General features: G+C 52.3%; 17 protein-coding genes. 10 read left to right on the forward strand and 7 right to left on the reverse strand.

Annotated elements, in window-relative coordinates; translation table 11 throughout:
• Positions 1 to 152: 152 nt before the first annotated feature.
• From aceF to pdhR, 3 genes are all read right to left on the reverse strand, one after another.
• Positions 153 to 2,042, reverse strand: coding sequence for a pyruvate dehydrogenase complex dihydrolipoyllysine-residue acetyltransferase (gene aceF, locus OGY13_RS09270; protein WP_003829487.1), 1,890 nt, complete (start codon positions 2,040 to 2,042; stop codon positions 153 to 155).
• Between the two features lie 14 nt (positions 2,043 to 2,056).
• Positions 2,057 to 4,720 (reverse strand): pyruvate dehydrogenase (acetyl-transferring), homodimeric type, encoded by a 2,664-nt coding sequence (gene aceE / locus OGY13_RS09275; RefSeq protein WP_048236129.1) that lies wholly within the window; start codon positions 4,718 to 4,720, stop codon positions 2,057 to 2,059.
• A gap of 163 nt (positions 4,721 to 4,883) precedes the next feature.
• Positions 4,884 to 5,648 carry a pyruvate dehydrogenase complex transcriptional repressor PdhR gene (gene pdhR / locus OGY13_RS09280; RefSeq protein ID WP_003018699.1) on the reverse strand — a complete coding sequence of 255 codons (765 nt, stop codon included), beginning with the start codon at positions 5,646 to 5,648 and terminating at the stop codon, positions 4,884 to 4,886.
• Between the two features lie 564 nt (positions 5,649 to 6,212).
• Here pdhR and aroP point away from each other — a divergent pair.
• From aroP to OGY13_RS09295, 3 genes are all read left to right on the forward strand, one after another.
• Positions 6,213 to 7,586: an aromatic amino acid transporter AroP gene (aroP, locus tag OGY13_RS09285; protein ID WP_008786209.1), complete on the forward strand. Its 1,374-nt coding sequence runs from the start codon at positions 6,213 to 6,215 to the stop codon at positions 7,584 to 7,586.
• A gap of 159 nt (positions 7,587 to 7,745) precedes the next feature.
• Positions 7,746 to 9,152 (forward strand): glycoside-pentoside-hexuronide (GPH):cation symporter, encoded by a 1,407-nt coding sequence (locus OGY13_RS09290; protein ID WP_003829494.1) that lies wholly within the window; start codon positions 7,746 to 7,748, stop codon positions 9,150 to 9,152.
• Entirely contained in the window at positions 9,152 to 10,102 is a 951-nt protein-coding gene (locus OGY13_RS09295) for a glycoside hydrolase family 43 protein (protein ID WP_153687615.1), read from the forward strand. Before OGY13_RS09290 ends, OGY13_RS09295 begins: the two co-directional genes overlap by 1 nt.
• Before the next feature lie 92 nt (positions 10,103 to 10,194).
• Here the strand turns inward: OGY13_RS09295 and ampE are convergent, their stop codons facing one another.
• Together ampE and ampD are read right to left on the reverse strand one after the other, a co-directional pair.
• Positions 10,195 to 11,049, reverse strand: coding sequence for a beta-lactamase regulator AmpE (gene ampE, locus OGY13_RS09300; RefSeq protein WP_213752818.1), 855 nt, complete (start codon positions 11,047 to 11,049; stop codon positions 10,195 to 10,197).
• A complete protein-coding gene (gene ampD, locus OGY13_RS09305) occupies positions 11,046 to 11,609 on the reverse strand; it encodes a 1,6-anhydro-N-acetylmuramyl-L-alanine amidase AmpD (RefSeq protein WP_286637614.1) in 564 nt (187 codons plus the stop codon). Before ampD ends, ampE begins: the two co-directional genes overlap by 4 nt.
• Positions 11,610 to 11,696: 87 nt before the next feature.
• Between ampD and nadC the strand changes: the two genes are divergently transcribed.
• The 4 genes from nadC (at position 11,697) to hofC (ending at position 15,858) form a co-directional block, all read left to right on the forward strand.
• On the forward strand, positions 11,697 to 12,590 hold the full coding sequence (gene nadC, locus OGY13_RS09310; protein WP_003837454.1) for a carboxylating nicotinate-nucleotide diphosphorylase: 894 nt from the start codon (positions 11,697 to 11,699) through the stop codon (positions 12,588 to 12,590).
• A gap of 243 nt (positions 12,591 to 12,833) precedes the next feature.
• On the forward strand, positions 12,834 to 13,271 hold the full coding sequence (gene ppdD / locus OGY13_RS09315) for a prepilin peptidase-dependent pilin (protein ID WP_032942370.1): 438 nt from the start codon (positions 12,834 to 12,836) through the stop codon (positions 13,269 to 13,271).
• 9 nt (positions 13,272 to 13,280) lie between these two features.
• On the forward strand, positions 13,281 to 14,666 hold the full coding sequence (gspE, locus tag OGY13_RS09320) for a type II secretion system protein GspE (protein ID WP_213752816.1): 1,386 nt from the start codon (positions 13,281 to 13,283) through the stop codon (positions 14,664 to 14,666).
• Positions 14,656 to 15,858 carry a protein transport protein HofC gene (gene hofC / locus OGY13_RS09325; protein ID WP_213752815.1) on the forward strand — a complete coding sequence of 401 codons (1,203 nt, stop codon included), beginning with the start codon at positions 14,656 to 14,658 and terminating at the stop codon, positions 15,856 to 15,858. The genes gspE and hofC overlap by 11 nt, the downstream gene beginning before the upstream one ends.
• A 57-nt stretch (positions 15,859 to 15,915) precedes the next feature.
• On the opposite strand, the gene OGY13_RS09330 is transcribed toward hofC, so the two are convergent.
• A complete protein-coding gene (locus OGY13_RS09330; protein WP_003829510.1) occupies positions 15,916 to 16,959 on the reverse strand; it encodes a GMP reductase in 1,044 nt (347 codons plus the stop codon).
• Between the two features lie 225 nt (positions 16,960 to 17,184).
• Here OGY13_RS09330 and coaE point away from each other — a divergent pair, with 225 nt between their 5' ends.
• Genes coaE through yacG form a run of 3 tightly spaced genes read left to right on the forward strand, consistent with a single transcriptional unit; the run spans position 17,185 to position 18,752 of the window.
• Positions 17,185 to 17,805, forward strand: coding sequence for a dephospho-CoA kinase (coaE, locus tag OGY13_RS09335; protein ID WP_003829511.1), 621 nt, complete (start codon positions 17,185 to 17,187; stop codon positions 17,803 to 17,805).
• A complete protein-coding gene (zapD, locus tag OGY13_RS09340; RefSeq protein ID WP_008786201.1) occupies positions 17,805 to 18,548 on the forward strand; it encodes a cell division protein ZapD in 744 nt (247 codons plus the stop codon). Before coaE ends, zapD begins: the two co-directional genes overlap by 1 nt.
• Before the next feature lie 9 nt (positions 18,549 to 18,557).
• Entirely contained in the window at positions 18,558 to 18,752 is a 195-nt protein-coding gene (yacG, locus tag OGY13_RS09345; protein WP_003018740.1) for a DNA gyrase inhibitor YacG, read from the forward strand.
• 173 nt (positions 18,753 to 18,925) lie between these two features.
• Here the strand turns inward: yacG and mutT are convergent, their stop codons facing one another.
• Positions 18,926 to 19,315, reverse strand: a complete 390-nt coding sequence (gene mutT / locus OGY13_RS09350; RefSeq protein WP_008786200.1) for an 8-oxo-dGTP diphosphatase MutT — start codon at positions 19,313 to 19,315, stop codon at positions 18,926 to 18,928.
• Between the last annotated feature and the right edge of the window lie 56 nt (positions 19,316 to 19,371).

Raw genomic sequence — 19,371 nt, forward strand, 5'->3', positions numbered from 1 at the left:
TCGTCCAGCGGGTCGTTCTATCCGCCCGTATTTTACAAAATTGTTAACAATTTTGAAACAACAAACGGCAACCGATTTGTCTTTCGCACAATAACCTCACTGACTTCATGAGATTACCAGAAAAAAGCCGGCCGTCGGGCCGGCTTTTTCGCTTACATCACCAGGCGGCGAATGTCAGACAGCATGTTGTTGATGATAGTGATAAAGCGCGCACCATCCGCACCGTCAATTACACGGTGGTCGAAGGAGAGCGAAATCGGCATCATCAGACGCGGCATAAACTCTTTACCGTTCCACACTGGCTCCATAGAGGACTTGGAGACACCGAGGATAGCCACTTCCGGCGCGTTCACAATCGGCGCGAAGTGGGTAGTACCCAGGCCACCGATGCTGGAGATGGTGAAGCAACCGCCCTGCATTTCGCCAGCGGTCAGCTTGCCATCACGCGCTTTCTTGGAGATCACGGTCAGTTCACGAGACAGCTCGGTAATGCTCTTCTTGTTCACGTCTTTGAAGACCGGAACAACCAGACCATTCGGAGTATCAACCGCTACACCGATGTTGATGTATTTCTTCAGGGTCAGGCGCTGACCGTCTTCAGACAGGGAGCTGTTGAAGCGCGGCATCTGTTCCAGAGCTGCGGCAACGGCTTTCATGATGAAGACTACTGGGGTGAATTTCACGTCCAGTTTACGTTTTTCAGCTTCGGCGTTCTGCTGTTTACGGAACGCTTCAAGATCGGTGATATCGGTCTTATCGAAGTGAGTAACGTGCGGGATCATCACCCAGTTACGGCTCAGGTTAGCACCAGAGATTTTCTGGATACGGCCCAGTTCCACTTCTTCGATTTCACCAAACTTGCTGAAGTCCACTTTCGGCCAAGGCAGCATGCCCGGGATACCGCCACCTGCTGCTGCAGCCGGAGCCGCTTCAGCACGCTTGATAGCGTCTTTCACGTAAGCCTGAACGTCTTCACGCAGGATACGACCTTTACGGCCAGAACCTTTCACTTTCGCCAGGTTCACACCGAATTCGCGCGCCAGGCGACGAATCAGCGGCGTTGCATGAACGTAAGCGTCGTTTTCAGCAAACTCAGATTTGCCTTCCGCTTTTGCGGCCGGAGCTGCGGCTTGCGCAGGCGCTGGTGCAGCGGCCGGAGCCGGAGCTGCTGCTTGTGCAGGAGCGGCTGCAGGTGCTGCGCCTTCGACTTCGAAGACCATAATCAGAGAACCGGTTTTAACTTTGTCGCCGGTGCTGATTTTGATTTCTTTCACGGTACCCGCGAACGGTGCCGGAACTTCCATCGACGCTTTATCGCCTTCAACGGTGATCAGTGACTGCTCAGCGGCAATTTTATCGCCCACTTTAACCATCACTTCAGTGACTTCAACTTCGTCACCACCGATATCCGGTACGTTAACTTCTTTCGAGCCGGAAGCAGCCGGAGCCGCCGCTGCTGCTGGAGCAGCCGCCTGAGCCGGTGCAGCAGCAGGCGCAGCGCCCGCCACTTCGAAGACCATAATCAGGGAACCGGTAGACACTTTGTCACCCGTGTTGATTTTGATCTCTTTGACGGTACCTGCGAACGGCGCCGGAACTTCCATAGAGGCTTTGTCACCTTCAACGGTGATCAGAGACTGTTCAGCCGCAACGGTGTCGCCCACTTTAACCATGATCTCGGTAACTTCTACTTCGTCGCCGCCGATGTCAGGTACGTGTACGTCTTTCGCCGCAGAGGCAGCAGGTGCTGCTGCCGGAGCTGCTTCTTTCTTCTCTTCTGCCTGAGCAGGTGCAGCAGCTGCTGCACCGTCGGCGGAATCGAAAATCATGATCAGTTTGCCGGTCTCAGTTTTGTCGCCAACAGAGACTTTGATCTCTTTAACGATACCCGCCTGAGGGGACGGAACTTCCATAGAGGCTTTGTCGCCTTCTACGGTGATCAGCGACTGTTCAGCTTCAACTTTGTCGCCTACTTTGACCAGGATCTCGGTGATTTCAACTTCATCAGCCCCGATGTCCGGTACATTGATTTCGATAGCCATTATTCTTTTACCTCTTACGCCAGACGCGGGTTAACTTTATCTGCATCGATGTTGAATTTGATGATTGCGTCAGCAACCACTTTCTTATCGATTTCGCCACGTTTAGCCAGTTCGCCCAGGGCCGCTACAACCACGTAGGAAGCATCAACTTCGAAGTGGTGACGCAGGTTTTCACGGCTGTCAGAGCGACCGAAACCGTCAGTACCCAGTACGCGATAATCATCAGCCGGTACATAAGTACGAACCTGTTCGGCAAACAGTTTCATATAGTCAGTAGATGCCACTGCCGGAGCGTCGTTCATCACCTGAGCGATGTACGGAACGCGCGGAGTTTCCAGCGGGTGCAGCATGTTCCAGCGCTCACAATCCTGGCCATCACGCGCCAGTTCAGTGAAGGAGGTTACGCTGTAAACGTCAGATCCTACACCGTAGTCGTTCGCCAGGATCTGTGCTGCTTCACGCACGTGACGCAGGATAGAACCGGAGCCCAGCAGCTGAACTTTACCTTTCTTACCTTCGAGGGTTTCGAGTTTGTAGATACCTTTACGGATACCTTCCTCGGCACCTGCTGGCATTGCCGGCATGTGGTAGTTTTCGTTCAGCGTGGTGATGTAGTAGTAAACGTTCTCTTGTTTCTCACCGTACATACGCTCCAGACCATCGTGCATGATGACCGCAACTTCGTACGCGTAAGACGGATCGTAAGAGATACAGTTCGGGATAGTCAGAGACTGAATATGGCTGTGACCATCTTCGTGCTGCAGACCTTCACCGTTCAGCGTAGTACGACCAGAAGTACCACCAATCAGGAAGCCACGAGCCTGTTGGTCGCCTGCCTGCCAGCACAGGTCACCAATACGCTGGAACCCGAACATGGAGTAGTAGATGTAGAACGGGATCATCGGCAGATCGTTGGTGCTGTAAGAAGTCGCAGCAGCCAGCCAGGATGCGCCTGCACCCAGTTCGTTGATACCTTCCTGCAGGATCTGACCTTTCTCGTCTTCTTTGTAGTAAGCAACCTGCTCACGGTCCTGCGGGGTGTACTGCTGACCGTTCGGGCTGTAGATACCAATCTGACGGAACAGACCTTCCATACCGAAAGTACGCGCTTCGTCAGCGATGATCGGAACCAGACGATCTTTGATCGACTTGTTCTTCAGCATCACGTTCAGGGCACGAACGAAAGCGATAGTGGTGGAGATTTCTTTGTTCTGCTCTTCCAGCAGCGCACCGAAGTCTTCCAGAGCTGGCAGTTCCAGCTTCTCGGTGAAGTTCGGCTGACGAGCAGGCAGGTAGCCGTGCAGTTTCTGACGCTGAGCGTGCAGATAAGTGTGCTCTTCAGAACCTTCCGGGAAGGTGATGTAAGACAGGTTTTCAACCTGCTCGTCGGTCACAGGAACGTTGAAACGGTCGCGGATATAACGCACGCCGTCCATGTTCATTTTCTTAACCTGGTGAGCGATGTTTTTACCTTCAGCAGTGTCACCCATGCCGTAACCTTTGATGGTATGGGCCAGGATTACAGTTGCTCTGCCTTTGGTTTCCTGCGCTTTTTTCAGTGCAGCGTAGACTTTCTTCGGATCGTGACCACCACGGTTCAGAGCCCAAATCTGCTCGTCAGTCCAGTCAGCAACCAGTGCTGCGGTTTCCGGGTATTTACCGAAGAAGTGCTCACGTACGTATGCGCCATCTTTGGATTTGAAGGTCTGGTAGTCGCCGTCAACGGTTTCGTTCATCAGCTGGATCAGTTTACCGCTGGTGTCTTTACGCAGCAGCTCATCCCAACGACCGCCCCACATGACTTTGATAACGTTCCAGCCAGCGCCCGCGAAGATGCCTTCCAGTTCATTAACAATCTTGCCGTTACCGGTTACCGGGCCGTCAAGACGCTGCAGGTTACAGTTGATAACAAAGACCAGGTTGTCCAGTTTTTCACGGGTCGCGATGGTGATCGCACCTTTAGATTCTGGCTCATCCATCTCGCCGTCGCCCAGGAAGGCGTAAACGGTTTGTTTAGAGGTATCTTTCAGGCCACGGTGTTCCAGATATTTCAGGAATTTAGCCTGGTAGATAGCACCGATTGGGCCCAGACCCATAGATACGGTCGGGAACTGCCAGAATTCTGGCATCAGTTTCGGGTGCGGGTAGGAAGACAGGCCTTTGCCATGTACTTCCTGACGGAAGTTGTTCATCTGCTCTTCAGTCAGACGACCTTCCAGGAATGCGCGTGCGTAGATGCCCGGAGAGATGTGACCCTGGAAGTACACCAGATCGCCGCCATCTTGCTCGTTGCGTGCACGGAAGAAGTGGTTGAAGCAAACATCATATACCGTTGCGGAGGACTGGAAGGATGCCATGTGGCCACCCAGCTCGAGGTCCTTTTTAGACGCGCGCAGTACGGTCATGATGGCGTTCCAGCGGATAGCAGAACGAATACGACGTTCCAGCTCCAGATTGCCCGGGTATTCCGGTTCATCTTCAACGGCAATAGTGTTTACATAATTGCTGGCCCCTGCACCTGCCGCTACTTTCACGCCGCCTTTGCGAGCTTCTGAAAGCAGTTGGTCGATCAGATACTGAGCACGCTCAACACCTTCTTCACGGATGACCGATTCGATCGCCTGTAGCCAGTCGCGAGTTTCGATCGGATCCACGTCATTTGGGAAACGTTCTGACATGGGGGTATTCCTTATCTATCTAATACGTTGAGTTATCTGGAACCTGTCCCATTACGTTCTCGCCAGAGAGCGTAATAAGACAGGTTCTGCGTTTAGTTGCCGCGCACTTTATATGGCGCTTGATTTACAACATCTTCTGGTTAACGTTCTACCAGAAAAATCACTAATTCTTTCGTTGCTCCAGACGGCGTAAGGCGCGTTCACGACGGCTTTCCTCACGGCTTCTGTCCAGCAGGATCTCTTCGATAAACGCCAGGTGACGGTGGGACGCTTCACGCGCCTCTTCCGGCTTCCCGGCAATAATTGCTTCAAAAATACGGGTACGGTGACTGCTAACCAGTGGCAGCATTTCACGACGCGCATACAGCAATTCGAAGTTTTGCCGAACGTTCTGGGCCAGCATCGGCTCCATACACCTTAGCAAATGGAGCAGCACCACATTGTGTGCCGCTTCGGTGACAGCAATTTGATACTGGAGTACCGCATCAGATTCGCCGTCAAGATCGCCGGACTGTTGAGCAAGCTCGATCGCATGGTGGAGTTCACGGATACGCGTTTTGTCTTCATCCGTGCTGCGCAGTGCAGCGTAATAAGCCGCAATACCTTCCAGCGCATGGCGCGTCTCAAGCAGGTCAAACTGGGATTCAGGATGGTCGGAGAGCAGCTCTACCAGTGGGTCGCTAAAGCTCTGCCACAGGCTGCTCTGAACAAAAGTGCCACCGCCCTGACGACGAAGCAGTAAGCCCTTCGCTTCAAGGCGTTGGATCGCCTCGCGTAAGGAGGGGCGGGAGACGTCGAACTGTTTTGCCAGCTCGCGTTCCGGTGGGAGTTTTTCTCCGGGGCGAAGTGTCCCCTCAAGAATTAAAAACTCCAGCTGCTGCTCAATCACATCGGAGAGTTTTGGTTGGCGGATTTTGCTGTAGGCCATGATTTCCTGTCTTAAGCCATTTGCCCGGAGTCAATTGGTCTTACCAATTTCATGTTCTTGACGCTAAAGTAACAAAGTATTCACCTTCTGTCCATACAGGTTTTGATTGAAATCAGTAAAGGAGGCATATTTTAACAACATTACAGAAATAACGTTTCAAACATGTAACTATGCACAAATGTTAAATTTACCCACCTCGGGGTAGTTTTAACGGAATTGAAACGAAAAATTATCTCATCTGAACCGATTCACCTGCTTATTTATCGATATATCAACCACTATTAATGAATAGAAATTCAAAATGGAAATTTTGTGGTAGATAAACTTGCATTTACAAATGGTTTCTTTTTATTCAACTCGTCATCTTCCCCGCATAAAGCAGGTGCATTCGCGCTCGCATATCATTATTCTGATCAAGACAAAAGTATTAAGGCAACATTTTATCAAAAGCATCTGTAAACAAATTAATACAACAAACGGAATTGCAAACTTACACACGCATTGCTGCGTAGTTCAAAAAATAAGCACTCGAAATATGAAGAGTAAAACCACACACGAGGTTTCATGATGGAAAGTCAACAGCATGGCGATCAGCTCAAGCGCGGCCTTAAGAACCGCCATATACAGCTAATCGCGCTGGGTGGCGCGATTGGTACCGGGTTATTCCTCGGTAGCGCATCCGTTATCCAGTCTGCAGGACCGGGTATTATTCTGGGTTACGCTATTGCCGGCTTTATCGCCTTTTTGATTATGCGTCAGTTAGGTGAAATGGTGGTTGAAGAGCCCGTTGCAGGCTCATTTAGTCACTTTGCTTATAAATACTGGGGCGGTTTCGCGGGGTTCTCTTCCGGCTGGAACTATTGGGTGCTGTACGTGCTGGTTGCCATGGCTGAGCTAACTGCCGTGGGTAAATACATCCAGTTCTGGTACCCGGAGATCCCAACATGGGTGTCTGCGGCTGCCTTCTTTGTGCTGATCAACGCCATCAACCTGACCAACGTGAAAGTGTTTGGTGAGATGGAGTTCTGGTTCGCCATTATTAAAGTCATTGCCGTCGTAGCGATGATCCTGTTCGGCGGCTGGTTACTGTTTAGCGGTAACGGCGGCCCGCAGGCCAGCGTCAGCAACCTGTGGGACCAGGGAGGCTTCCTGCCGCATGGCTTCACCGGTCTGGTGATGATGATGGCTATTATTATGTTCTCTTTCGGTGGGCTGGAGCTGGTCGGGATCACCGCAGCAGAAGCGGATAACCCGGAGCAAAGCATTCCCAAAGCGACCAACCAGGTTATCTACCGTATCCTGATTTTCTATGTGGGTTCGCTGGCGGTTCTGCTTTCCCTGATGCCGTGGACGCGTGTCACGGCGGATACCAGCCCGTTTGTCCTTATTTTCCACGAGCTGGGCGACACCTTTGTTGCTAATGCCCTGAACATCGTAGTGCTGACTGCCGCCCTTTCTGTCTATAACAGCTGCGTATACTGCAACAGCCGTATGCTGTTCGGTCTGGCACAGCAGGGCAATGCGCCGAAAGCGCTGATGAACGTCGACAAACGCGGTGTACCGGTGAACACCATTCTGGTTTCCGCACTAGTGACGGCTCTGTGTGTGCTGATCAACTACCTGGCACCGGAATCCGCCTTTGGCCTGCTGATGGCGCTGGTGGTTTCCGCACTGGTGATCAACTGGGCAATGATTAGCCTGGCACACATGAAGTTCCGCAAAGCCAAACAGCAGCAGGGTGTTACCACCCGCTTCCCGGCGCTGCTCTATCCGCTGGGTAACTGGGTGTGCCTGATTTTCATGGCTGCAGTACTGGTGATTATGCTGATGACGCCGGGTATGGCGATCTCGGTGTACTTAATCCCTGTATGGATTGCCATTCTTGGCATCGGCTACCTGTGTAAACAAAAAACGGCCGGCGCGGTTAAAGCGCATTAATCCCCCCCTCCCCCCACCTGCGTCAGGTGGGGGTTGTTACCTGCCTCACACTTTCCCACTCACGACTGTTTAGTCCATATCAGCGGCGTTATCCTGCAACGCAAAAACACCGGTGCCGGACAATAATTCTCTCCATATCTCATTAATGGAGTGCAGTTGATGGAAACCAGTAAGCTCACGGTGAAAGAAAAGATCGGCTATGGAATGGGCGACGCCGGATGCAACATCATCTTTGGCGCCATCATGTTGTTTGTTAACTATTTTTACACAGACATTTTTGGTCTGGCACCTGCACTGGTCGGCGTATTACTGCTCTCAGTACGCGTTATCGACGCCGTTACCGACCCTATAATGGGCGCGATGGCCGACCGCACCCGTAGTAAATATGGTCGATTTCGTCCATGGCTTTTATGGATGGCTTTCCCGTACGCGTTATTCAGCGTACTGATGTTTACCACTCCAGAGTGGACCTATAACAGCAAAGTTATCTATGCGTTCGTTACCTACTTCCTGCTATCTATTACTTATACAGCGATCAACATTCCCTACTGCTCGCTCGGCAGCGTCATCACCAACGATCCGAAGGAACGCGTCGCCTGCCAGTCATATCGCTTTGTGTTGGTAGGCATTGCAACCCTGCTGCTGTCCCTCACCTTGCTGCCAATGGCCGACTGGTTCGGCGGGGAAGACAAAGCCAAAGGGTATCAGATGGCGATGGCGGTTCTGGCTTTCATCGGCATGTGTATGTTTCTGTTTTGCTTCGCTACGGTCCGTGAACGCGTACGCCCTGCTGTCCAGACCAATGACGATTTAAAAGCCGATCTGAAAGACGTGTGGAAGAACGATCAGTGGGTAAAAATTCTGCTGTTAACACTGTGCAACGTCTGTCCGGGCTTTATTCGCATGGCTGCCACCATGTACTACGTGACATGGGTTATGCAGCAAAGCACGCAGTTCGCAACGCTGTTTATCAGTCTTGGTGTGGTCGGAATGATGATCGGCAGTATGTTGGCGAAGGTATTAACCGATCGCTGGTGCAAACTGAAAGTCTTCTTCTGGACCAATATTATCCTGGCGATTTTCTCTGCCGCGTTTTACTTCTTCGATCCGAAAGCCACCATGATGATTATGGTGCTCTACTTCCTGCTCAACATCCTGCACCAAATCCCTTCTCCGCTGCACTGGTCGCTGATGGCGGATGTCGATGACTATGGCGAGTGGAAAACCGGTAAACGCATAACCGGAATCAGCTTCTCCGGTAACCTGTTCTTCCTGAAACTGGGCCTGGCAATTGCCGGAGCGATGGTCGGCTTCCTGCTCTCCTGGTACGGCTACGACGCTGGGGCGAAAGCGCAAAGCGACTCTGCCATTAACGGTATTATGCTGCTGTTTACCATCATACCGGGCGTAGGCTACCTGATTACCGCAGGCGTGGTTCGTCTGCTGAAAGTTGACCGCGAGTTTATGCAGCAAATCCAGACAGATTTAGAAAAGCGCCGCGCCAACTACCGTGAACTGAATGAATACCACGATATAAAAACGACTGAAACCGTAAGGAAAGCCTAATGAATCAGTGGCCAAATCCCTTTATTGAACAGCGTGCCGATCCGTTTATCTTACGTGACGGTAGCCACTATTATTTCATTGCTTCAGTACCCGAATATGACCGACTGGAGATACGCCGGGCCGACTCGCTGGAGGGGTTGCGCACCGCCGCCCCGGTTGTCGTCTGGCGCAAACCAGAAAGCGGCCCCATGAGCCAACTCATCTGGGCACCCGAAATCCATCATCTGGCAGGCAAGTGGTACATCTATTTTGCTGCCACCCACACACAGTCGCTCGACAAGCTGGGGATGTTCCAGCATCGCATGTTTGCGCTCGAATGTGCCGACGCCGATCCGTTGACCGGGCAGTGGACGGAGAAAGGTCAGATTAAAACGCAGTTTGATACCTTTGCGCTTGATGCCACCACCTTTAACCATCAGGGAAAACAGTGGTACCTCTGGGCGCAGAAGTCGCCCGATATCGCCGGAAACTCCAATATCTATCTCGCTGAGCTGGAAAATCCATGGACGATTAAAGGCGAGCCGGTCATGCTAAGTCATCCTGAGTATGACTGGGAATGCCGGGGTTTTTGGGTCAATGAAGGTCCTGCCGTCATGGTTCATGGCGATAAGCTGTTTATCAGCTATTCCGCCAGCGCCACCGATGAGAACTACTGTATGGGATTATTGTGGATTGACCTCAACGCCGATCCGCTCAAACCGCAGAACTGGCACAAATCACCGCGTCCGGTCTTTACCACCAGTTATGAAAACCGCCAGTTTGGGCCAGGACACAACAGCTTTACACAAACGCCGGAAGGTGAAGATGTACTGGTGTATCACGCGAGAAACTACACCGAAATCGAGGGCGATCCGCTGTACGACCCAAACCGCCACACTCGTCTGAAGCTCGTGCGTTGGGACGAAAACGGCATGCCAGATTTTGGCATCCCGCCTGCTGATACGAACTAAACCGCTGCACTGCCCGGTGGCGCTAACGCTTACCGGGCCTACACGTTTTTTCATTGTAGGCCGGATAAGCATTAGCGCCATCCGGCACAACGCTATACTAATGCCCCATAAATGGTGAGCACCGCAATAACCACCACCACCACAAACGAGGTTTTCTTCGCCAGCGAAACGGCGGCTTTTGGCGTTTCGACTTTATCGGTGTGCGGTTCACGCGCCAGCGAGAACTGCGCCAGACGCGTAATCACCTGATATTGCGACGTGTGCAGATCCGCAAGCGAGGCAAGCCAGGCCGGCAGCGCCTTCTCGCCATGTCCCAACAGCGCATAGACCACGCCCGCCAGACGCACCGGGATCCAATCCAGCACATGCAGGATCGCATCAATACCTGATTGCAGACGCTGGTGCGGTGTCTGATAGCGCGCCAGCCAGGACTGCCAGGCGCGTAAAAAAGCATAACCAACCAGCGTCACAGGTCCCCACGGACCACCGACAATCAGCCAAAATAACGGCGCCAGATAAAAACGGAAGTTGTTCCATAACAGCGCGTTCTGCAGTTCGCGCAAGAATTCACGCTCATCGCAGTCCGGCGGAACCCCATGGATAAGCGTCAGCTCGCTGGCCATCGCATCACGGGCGTGAGCATCATCGCGAGCAGCCGCGTTCAGGTAAGCGTGATAGTGAAGGCGCGCCTTGCCAGCACCGATGCACAGCAAGCCAATTAAGATCCACGCCACCAGCAACGGAACATTAAACAACAGCCCATGAAGTGCGCGCAGTAGCAGAAATGTCACTCCCATCGCAATCAGAGTCATGCCTACCGTACGCATCATCGAAAAATGCTTAATCCGGCGGAAAAAAGCTTCAATCCGGTGATCAAGCTGCCAGTGCTCACCCAGCTTAAACAGGCGTTCAACAATCAACACCAATAATGTTGTAAACAGCGTCATGTCATCTCCTTGTGCGACGAGGGGGTGACCAGGGCGCGGAACCTTGCCCAGTCAAATGACGGCCCGGGATCGGTCTTACGCTCGGGCGCAATATTGCAATGTCCTGTCATGTTGTTAGCAATGGCCGGATAACGCGTAATCAGAGTATTCGTCACGGCAGCCAGTTGCTGATACTGCGCATCGGTATAGGCCAGCGTATCCGTCCCTTCCAACTCAATACCAATTGAAAAATCATTACAGCGTTCTCGCCCTTGATAGCTCGACACACCCGCATGCCAGGCGCGTTTATCAAAAGGCACATATTGCACGATTTCACCGTCACGGCGAATCAAACAATGGGCCGAAAAACGCAGATTGGCGATCCCGGCAAAATAAGGATGGGCGTTGGGATCAATCGTGCCCGTAAACAGCGCGTCTATCCACGGGCCGCCAAACTCGCCGGGCGGCAGGCTGATATTATGCACCACCAGCAGAGAAGGGTTTTCGTCATCCGGGCGGCAATCGTAATGCGGAGAGGGAACGCGTCGCGCCTCTGCCAGCCAGCCCTCGTCTAACAACATGCAGAATCTCCTTATTGGTGGTGCTCATATCAGGTTCAGGGTAGCATGTTTCCACCTTATGATTCGTTAGCAATTTGGAGTTTTATCATGCCGCCTCGCCGCTATAACCCTGACTACCGACGTGACGCGCTGTTGGAACGCATAAATCTGGATATCCCTGCCGCTGTAGCTCAGGCGCTGCGTGAAGATTTAGGCGGAGAAGTTGATGCCAATAACGATATCACCGCACAGCTTTTACCCGAAGACATGCGCTCCCATGCCACCGTAATCACCCGCGAAGATGGCGTTTTTTGTGGAAAACGTTGGGTGGAAGAGGTCTTTATTCAGCTGGCTGGCGATGATGTCAACATCACCTGGCATGTTGAAGATGGCGACAGCATAAAGGCCAATCAGCCGCTGTTTGAACTGGACGGCCCTTCCCGCGTTTTACTGACCGGTGAACGTACTGCGCTGAATTTTGTGCAGACGCTTTCAGGTGTAGCGAGCGAAGTGCGTAAATACGTCGACCTGCTAGCGGGAACCAAGACCCAACTGCTGGATACGCGTAAAACCCTGCCGGGACTGCGTACCGCGCTAAAATACGCCGTATTGTGCGGCGGCGGCGCGAATCATCGTTTGGGGCTGTCCGACGCCTTCCTGATTAAAGAAAACCACATTATTGCTTCCGGCTCGGTACGTCAGGCCGTCGAAAAAGCCTTCTGGTTGCACCCGGATGTGCCGGTTGAAGTCGAAGTAGAAAGCCTGGATGAACTGGACGACGCGCTGAAAGCCGGGGCCGATATCATCATGCTCGATAACTTCGAAACTGACCAAATGCGCGAAGCGGTAAAACGCACCAATGGCCAGGCGCGTCTGGAAGTGTCGGGCAACGTCACCCATGAAACGCTGCGCGAATTTGCCGAAACCGGTGTGGACTTTATCTCCGTTGGCGCGCTGACCAAACATGTTCGCGCACTCGATCTCTCCATGCGATTTCGCTAATTGCTGATTGTATTGCCCGATGACGCTTCGCTTATCGGGCCTACTACACAGGTTTATTCCGTAAGCCGAATACGGCATTTACACCACCACCCGGCAGTTTCTTCGAGTCTCTTCGCAAATACATTGTCTGACTCTGTAATTTCGTAAAAATCCTCTGAACCCGCTTTCCCGTTTTGTTTTTTGTCTCTCGCCGTCCTCCCGTCGGTTTGCCAAAGTAGCGCCAGCAAACTCAAGGAGCGAACGATGAACAAGCAACGAGGCTTTACGCTTATCGAACTCATGGTGGTGATTGGCATTATTGCCATCCTTAGCGCCATCGGCATTCCGGCATATCAAAACTATCTGCGCAAAGCCGCGCTGACGGACATGCTGCAAACCTTTGTCCCCTATCGCACGGCGGTTGAGCTCTGTGCACTGGAGCATGGCGGAACAAATACCTGCGATGCCGGAACGAATGGTATTCCCTCTCCAACAACTACCCGTTACGTCTCAGCCATGAGCGTTGAAAAGGGAGTTGTCAGCCTTAGTGGGCAGGAAAGCCTGAACGGGCTAAGCATCACCATGACGCCAGGTTGGGACAATGCCAACGGCATTACCGGCTGGAACCGAAACTGCGTCATCCAGAACGACAGCGCATTGCAGCAGGCCTGTGAAGACGTTTTCCGCTTCGATACCCACTAAGGAACAGAGATGAACACCACCCAACTTACGGCACTATGCCAACGTTATCAGGCAATATTACTGGATGCAGACAATGAAGTGGTGCATATCGCCGTCGTAGACGCCCCATCACACGAGCTGCTGGATGCGCTGCATTTTGCCACCACCCGACACATCGACATTGTCTGCTGGACACGTCAGCAAATGGAAGGCCACACGCATACACCGCAGAAAATGCTCCCGGCAGTGGTCACGAAAAGCAGCGCCAGCGCAGCAGACTTGCTGAATCAGACGTTTCATTCCGCTCTGACGCAACGGGCTTCTGATATTCATTTTGAACCCGAGGAAAATCACTATCGAATCAGATTACGCGTAGATGGCGTGCTTCACGCGTTACCGGAAGTCACGACCGAGATGGGCATAGCCATCACCGCAAGGTTAAAAGTATTAGGCAGCCTGGATATCGCCGAGCATCGGCTTCCACAAGACGGACAATTTACCGTTGAGATTTCAGGAGAGCCGGTCTCGTTTCGCATCGCCACCCTACCCTGTCGCTACGGCGAAAAAGTCGTGTTACGGCTACTTCATCAGGTCGATCAGTCACTGGAGATCGCGGCGCTGGGAATGCAAGACGCGCAGCTGGCCGCATTTTCGCAAGCCTTGCAGCAGCCTCAGGGGCTGATTCTGGTTACCGGGCCTACCGGAAGCGGCAAAACGGTCACGCTGTACAGTGCGCTGCAAACCCGAAACACCCCGGATGTGAATCTTTGTAGCGTGGAGGATCCGGTAGAGATCCCGATCGCAGGCCTCAACCAGACGCAAATTCACCCACGCGCCGGTTTGACTTTTCAGGGAGTCTTACGCGCGCTGCTTCGCCAGGATCCCGACATTATCATGGTGGGTGAAATCCGCGATGGCGAAACGGCCGAAATAGCCCTTAAAGCAGCGCAAACCGGCCATCTGGTTCTTTCTACGCTGCATACCAATTCCACCAGTGAAACGCTGGTGCGCCTGCAACAAATGGGGGTCGCACGCTGGATGATCGCCTCCGCGCTGACGCTCGTTATTGCACAGCGGTTGATCAGAAAGTTGTGCCCCCATTGCCGACAACGTCAGAGTACGCCTATCACGCTCCCGAAAACTGTCTGGCCTACACCACTACCGAATTGGCAGGCCCCTGGCTGCAAACATTGTTATCACGGATTTTATGGCCGTACGGCATTGTTTGAAGTGCTCCCTGTTACTCCGGCATTACGTCAGAGTATTGCCAGTGGCACATCCGTAGACGAAGTGGAATCTGATGCTCAGCAATCAGGAATGAGAACGCTTTTCGAGAATGGCTGTCAGGCCGTCGAGCAAGGGTTAACGACATTTGAAGAGCTGATTCGTATACTGGGCATGCCTCATGTCCACTAAACAGCTTTGGCGCTGGCAAGGCATTAACAACGAAGGTAGATCGCTGGAAGGAACGCTATGGGCCGATACCCGACCGTCATTGATGCTGGCTCTTGAGAAACAACAGATTACGCCGCTGCGCATTAAACGTATGCGTGTCAAAACCTCGCACTGGAGCCGTACAAGAAGTGCCGAAACCATACACCAGTTGGCGACATTGCTAAAAGCAGGGTTAACGCTCTCAACAGGGCTAGCTCTGCTTGCTGAACAGCATCCCAGCACTCAATGGCAGGCGCTACTGCGTACGCTGGCTTACGATATGGAACAGGGCATAACCCTCTCCACCTCGTTATCACAATGGCAACACGTTTTTCCGCCCCTTTATCAGGCAATGATCCGTACCGGAGAACTTACGGGTAAGCTGGACGACTGCTGTTTTGAACTCGCCTACCAGCAAAAGAAACAACAGCAACTTGCTGATAAAGTTAAAAAAGCCCTGCGCTATCCGATCATCATCATAACAATGGCGGTGATGGTCGTATTTGCGATGCTGCAGTTTGTACTCCCTGAGTTTGCCGCTATCTACCAGACGTTCAACACCCCGCTACCGGCGCTCACTCAGTGGATTATTACCATCGCACACTGTAGCAGCCAATGGGGATGGCTGGCGGTAGCGCTTGGCCTGGTAGCAGTTGCCACACATCATTTGATAAAGCAGAAACCGTACTGGCTCATTCTGCGCCAGAAATTGCTGCTCAGCCTCCCGGTCATAGGGACGATGGTGAGAGGGCAAAAACTCACGCAGATATTCACTGTTCTGGCGTTAACGCAAAATGCGGGCATTCCCTTTTTGCAGGGTCTTGAGAGCGTTACCGAAACGCTGGCTAACCCTTTCTGGTCGCAACGTTTAGCACTGGTTCAGCAGGACATCAGCTCAGGAAAACCGATCTGGTTAGCACTTAAAAATAGCTGTGAATTCAGCCCATTGTGTATACAGCTGGTCAGAACTGGTGAAGCTTCCGGCTCGCTGGATGCAATGCTGCGCAATCTTGCTCATCACCATGGCGAGAAAACCCTGGCTCAGGCTGAGAATTTGGCTGCATTACTTGAGCCTGCGTTGCTGGTCATTACGGGGCTTATCATCGGTACACTGGTCGTCGCGATGTATTTACCGATTTTCCATTTGGGAGATGCGATGAGCGGGGTAGCATAGATTCAAATGCCTGATGACGGCGTAACGCCATCAGGCATTTCACAGAACTAGCTGTTCTTACAGGCTATTGAAAACGCGGTTTTCTTGTTCCTGTACACGAATAAACGTTGTACGTTTGGTCAGCTCTTTCAGACGGGATGCGCCCACATAGGTACAAGCAGAACGCAAACCGCCGAGGATATCGCGAGCGGTATTATCAACCGGGCCGCGCAGTGGCAGCTTGACGGTTTTACCTTCTGCAGCGCGGTACTGTGCAACACCACCTACGTGACGCGTCATGGCAGATTCAGAGCTCATACCGTAGAACAGCATGAATTTCTCACCGTTCTCTTCAACAATTTTGCCGCCACTTTCTTCATGACCAGCCAGCATGCCGCCGAGCATCACGAAGTCTGCGCCGCCACCGAACGCTTTTGCCACGTCACCCGGCATGGTGCAGCCGCCGTCGCTGACAATCATGCCACCCAGACCGTGGGCTGCATCGGCGCATTCAATAACCGCAGAAAGCTGTGGATAGCCAACGCCGGTTTTTACACGCGTGGTACATACAGAACCTGGGCCAATGCCGACTTTGACAATATCAGCACCGGAGAGCACCAGCTCTTCGCACATTTCACCGGTGACCACATTGCCCGCACAGATCGTTTTAGTCGGCCATGCTTCACGCGCTTTCGACACGAACTGAACAAAATGCTCTGAGTAGCCATTGGCCACATCAATGCAGATAAAGTTCAGCGCGGGGTTGAGCGCCAGAATTTGTTTAGTTTTTTCGAAATCTGCATCAGACGTACCGGTTGAAACCATTACGTGTTTGAGCACATCGGCAGAGCTCTCTGCGATGAAGGCGGCCCAGTCTTCAACAGAATAGTGTTTGTGCACAGCGGTCAGGATGTCGAAGGATGCCAGTGCCGTTGCCATGGCAAACGTCCCGACAGTGTCCATGTTCGCGGCAATAATAGGTACGCCGGACCAGGTCTGACCTGAATGCTTAAAGGTAAATTGACGTTCCAGCTCAACATCGGAACGGCTTTTGAGAGTAGAACGCTTAGGGCGGATAAGAACGTCTTTGAAACCTAACTTCAGATCTTCTTCGATACGCATGTGCGGATTCCTGGGGTTAATGGCGAAAAATCGAAACTCACAACTCCAGTGACGCTATCATACGCACTAATCAATGCCGCGCAAGACTGCGAAATTCTCTTTTTTTACGCTACAATCCCATAAATTTACCTGGCGAATAGTAGGTTAATCCTGCAGCAGCCTCGCCTTCGCACGCATAACTTTTAACTGTTTGATAATCAAACTTAAACTCCAGGATCGGCATCTATGAGGTATACGGTAGCCTTAACCGGCGGCATTGGCAGTGGTAAAAGCACCGTTGCAAATGCGTTCGCTGACCTCGGAATAAACGTCATTGATGCAGATATTATTGCGCGCCAGGTGGTTGAACCCGGCACACCTGCTCTTAAGGCGATCGAAGAACATTTTGGTTCCGACGTTATAGCCGCAGACGGATCGTTGCAGCGACGCATTTTACGCGAACGCATTTTTTCCAATCCTGAGGAGAAAAGCTGGCTGAATGCCCTGCTTCATCCGCTTATTCAGCAGGAAACGCAGCGTCAGTTTCAGCAAGCAACCTCTCCTTATCTGCTATGGGTTGTCCCTTTGCTGGTGGAAAATTCGCTGTATAAAAAAGCCGACCGCGTACTCGTGGTGGATGTCACCCCCGAAACCCAGCTCAGACGCACCATGCAGCGTGATGACGTCACGCGTGAGCATGTTGAACAAATTCTTGCTGCCCAGGCAACGCGTGAAGCGCGGCTGGCCGTGGCAGACGATGTTATTGATAATAATGGCGCACCGGAAGCCATCGCCTCGGATGTCGCCCGCCTGCACGCGCTCTATTTGCAATGCGCGTCGCAGTTTGTCTCACAGGAAAAACCGTAATGCACACCCAGGTCCTTTTTGAACACCCTCTCAATGAGAAGATGCGTACATGGCTGCGCATTGAGTTTTTAATCCAACAGCTCTCCGTTAATTTGCCCATTACTGACCATGCCGGCGCTCTGCATTTTTTCCGCAATATCGGAGATTTGCTGGATGTATTTGAACGCGGCGAAGTCCGTACCGAACTCCTCAAAGAACTGGAGCGACAGCAGCGTAAACTCCAGGCCTGGGTCGAAGTTCCCGGCGTCGATCAAAGCAGAATCGACTCTTTGCGTCAGCAGCTAAAAAGTGCAGGCAGCATTCTGATTTCTGCCCCGCGTATTGGACAGACGCTGCGCGAAGATCGTCTGATTGGTCTCGTACGTCAGCGTTTAAGTATTCCTGGCGGGTGCTGCAGTTTCGATCTGCCGACTCTGCATATCTGGTTACACCTGGCACAGTCGCATCGTGACGCGCAGGTTGAAACCTGGCTTGCCAGCCTGAATCCGCTCAACCAGGCTCTGTCGCTGGTACTGGATTTAATTCGCAACTCAGCACCGTTTCGTAAGCAAACCAGCCTGAATGGTTTTTATCAGGACAACGGCGAAGATGCAGATCTGCTACGCTTGCAGCTGCCGCTTGATTCGCTGCTTTATCCGCAAATTTCTGGTCATAAGAGCCGTTTTGCCATCCGCTTTATGCCGCTGGATAGCGAGAATGGTCAGGTGCCTGAGCGCCTCGATTTTGAACTGGCGTGCTGTTAAGGAGTCAACATGTCTGAACAAACCATCGTCAACTGCCCAACCTGCGGCAAGCCTGTAGTATGGGCTGAGGTCAGTCCGTTTCGCCCATTCTGCAGCAAGCGCTGCCAGTTAATCGATCTGGGAGAGTGGGCCGCAGAAGAGAAACGCATCCCAAGCTCTGGTGATCTGTCAGAAAGCGACGACTGGAGTGAAGAACAGAAGTAATTCTGCTAAAACGGTGGGTCGGATTAGGCAACGCCGCACCCGGCATTTTATGTTGTTTTGCCTGATGGCGCTTCGCTTATCAGGCCTAAGAACTAAAACGTAGGGCGAGCAAGCGTAGCGCCCCCGCCATAATTTGCCGGATGTGGCGTTGCCTTATCCGGCCTATAGTACCATTAGCCAGCAATCAGCTTTTCAATGACCGGTGCATTCGCGGGCGGGAAATCCTGCGCATTCAGAGCATCTTGCGCAATCCACTGCGCCGGTTGCCCCTCTTTTCCCCACGGCTCGCCTTCCCAGCTTTCAACCAGCCAGAACCACAGAGTGATATGCCTGTCCGGAAACTGATACTCCAGCTTTTCGAACAATGAGCTTTGAGTCGGCGTGATCCCCACTTCTTCCTGTAGCTCGCGAATCAGCGCCTGCTCCGGCGTTTCGCCCGCTTCAATTTTCCCGCCGGGGAACTCCAGCTTATTGGCCATGTGAGCATCAGCCGCACGCTGGGTGATAAAAATTTCATGTTGCTGATTACGAATAATCCCGACGGCGATTTGCAGTATTTTCATCTTTATCGTCCATAAAAAAGGCGCAGAATTCCGCGCCTTTTCAGTAAGTTATTTTC

Source organism: Citrobacter sp. Cpo045 (genome assembly GCF_030332875.1).
GTDB lineage: Bacteria > Pseudomonadota > Gammaproteobacteria > Enterobacterales > Enterobacteriaceae > Citrobacter > Citrobacter portucalensis.

Coding starts and splice junctions, on each gene's coding strand:
- nadC (WP_003837454.1), top strand. CDS start 11,697: ATGCCGCCTCGCCGCTATAACCCTGACTACCGACGTGACGCGCTGTTG.
- ppdD (WP_032942370.1), top strand. CDS start 12,834: ATGAACAAGCAACGAGGCTTTACGCTTATCGAACTCATGGTGGTGATT.
- yacG (WP_003018740.1), top strand. CDS start 18,558: ATGTCTGAACAAACCATCGTCAACTGCCCAACCTGCGGCAAGCCTGTA.
- gspE (WP_213752816.1), top strand. CDS start 13,281: ATGAACACCACCCAACTTACGGCACTATGCCAACGTTATCAGGCAATA.
- zapD (WP_008786201.1), top strand. CDS start 17,805: ATGCACACCCAGGTCCTTTTTGAACACCCTCTCAATGAGAAGATGCGT.
- pdhR (WP_003018699.1), bottom strand. CDS start 5,648: ATGGCCTACAGCAAAATCCGCCAACCAAAACTCTCCGATGTGATTGAG.
- aceE (WP_048236129.1), bottom strand. CDS start 4,720: ATGTCAGAACGTTTCCCAAATGACGTGGATCCGATCGAAACTCGCGAC.
- OGY13_RS09290 (WP_003829494.1), top strand. CDS start 7,746: ATGGAAACCAGTAAGCTCACGGTGAAAGAAAAGATCGGCTATGGAATG.
- ampD (WP_286637614.1), bottom strand. CDS start 11,609: ATGTTGTTAGACGAGGGCTGGCTGGCAGAGGCGCGACGCGTTCCCTCT.
- coaE (WP_003829511.1), top strand. CDS start 17,185: ATGAGGTATACGGTAGCCTTAACCGGCGGCATTGGCAGTGGTAAAAGC.
- hofC (WP_213752815.1), top strand. CDS start 14,656: ATGTCCACTAAACAGCTTTGGCGCTGGCAAGGCATTAACAACGAAGGT.
- aroP (WP_008786209.1), top strand. CDS start 6,213: ATGATGGAAAGTCAACAGCATGGCGATCAGCTCAAGCGCGGCCTTAAG.
- mutT (WP_008786200.1), bottom strand. CDS start 19,315: ATGAAAATACTGCAAATCGCCGTCGGGATTATTCGTAATCAGCAACAT.
- OGY13_RS09295 (WP_153687615.1), top strand. CDS start 9,152: ATGAATCAGTGGCCAAATCCCTTTATTGAACAGCGTGCCGATCCGTTT.
- OGY13_RS09330 (WP_003829510.1), bottom strand. CDS start 16,959: ATGCGTATCGAAGAAGATCTGAAGTTAGGTTTCAAAGACGTTCTTATC.
- ampE (WP_213752818.1), bottom strand. CDS start 11,049: ATGACGCTGTTTACAACATTATTGGTGTTGATTGTTGAACGCCTGTTT.
- aceF (WP_003829487.1), bottom strand. CDS start 2,042: ATGGCTATCGAAATCAATGTACCGGACATCGGGGCTGATGAAGTTGAA.